Source organism: Mesorhizobium sp. M7A.F.Ca.CA.002.09.1.1 (assembly GCF_003998555.1).
In the GTDB taxonomy this organism is placed as follows: Bacteria; Pseudomonadota; Alphaproteobacteria; order Rhizobiales; family Rhizobiaceae; genus Mesorhizobium; species Mesorhizobium ciceri.
In genome coordinates this window covers 1-636 of the sequence record NZ_RZRR01001500.1, presented here as the reverse complement: position 1 = coordinate 636, position 636 = coordinate 1, and the positions used below count along the sequence as shown (strand labels likewise).

Here is a 636-nt window from a genome sequence, read left to right as displayed (position 1 = left end):
GCCTTGCGGTCAGCGGCTCGCACGTTGGTGGCATCGATGACGGCCAGCTTGCGATACTTGAGCCGTTTGCTGGCAATCTCGCGCGCCAAATCGAAGGCATCTGCCGAGACATCCTGATCAGTCTCGTTGTCGCTGACTAGCGCGCGGCAGCGATCCGAGGAGATGATTTCTGTCGGCAGGAAGTGCCTGGCGGCGAAGGTCGACTTGCCTGATCCCGTCGATCCGATCAGCACGACCAGGGCGAAGTCAGGGATGGCGAGATCGGTCTTGTCGGGCTCTCTCATCGGGTGAACACCGCCATCTGTGTCGGCGCCCCCAGGACTGGGTGCACGGCTCCGATGTCGCTGAATGCGGCGCTGTAGCCATAGGCCTTGCCGATCCGGGCCGCCCAGGCTTCAAACCGAACGCGGCTCCATTCGAAACGGTGATCCGGATGGCGAAAGGCGCCGGGAGCCAGATTGGGAAACAAGGCGTTATAATCGGCGTTGGGCGTGGTCACGATCACGGTTTTGGGCGCCGTCTCGCCGAAGACAACACGTTCGATTAGGGGCAATCTGTCTTCGTCGAGATGCTCGATGACCTCCACCAACACGGCAACATCAGCTTCTGCCCAGCGGCTGTCGCGATATGTCAGCG

Annotated in this window: 1 protein-coding gene and 1 pseudogene; both read right to left on the bottom strand. The window is 61.3% G+C overall.

All coding sequences use genetic code 11. The features are described 5' to 3' along the window. Positions 1 to 284, bottom strand: a 284-nt coding sequence (locus EN994_RS34290) for an AAA family ATPase (RefSeq protein WP_164746568.1), incomplete at its 3' end; no start/stop codon positions are given. Beyond that, positions 281 to 636, bottom strand: a pseudogene (locus EN994_RS34285) (3' terminal RNA ribose 2'-O-methyltransferase Hen1); the annotation flags it as partial. The gene EN994_RS34290 and the pseudogene EN994_RS34285, both read right to left, overlap by 4 nt.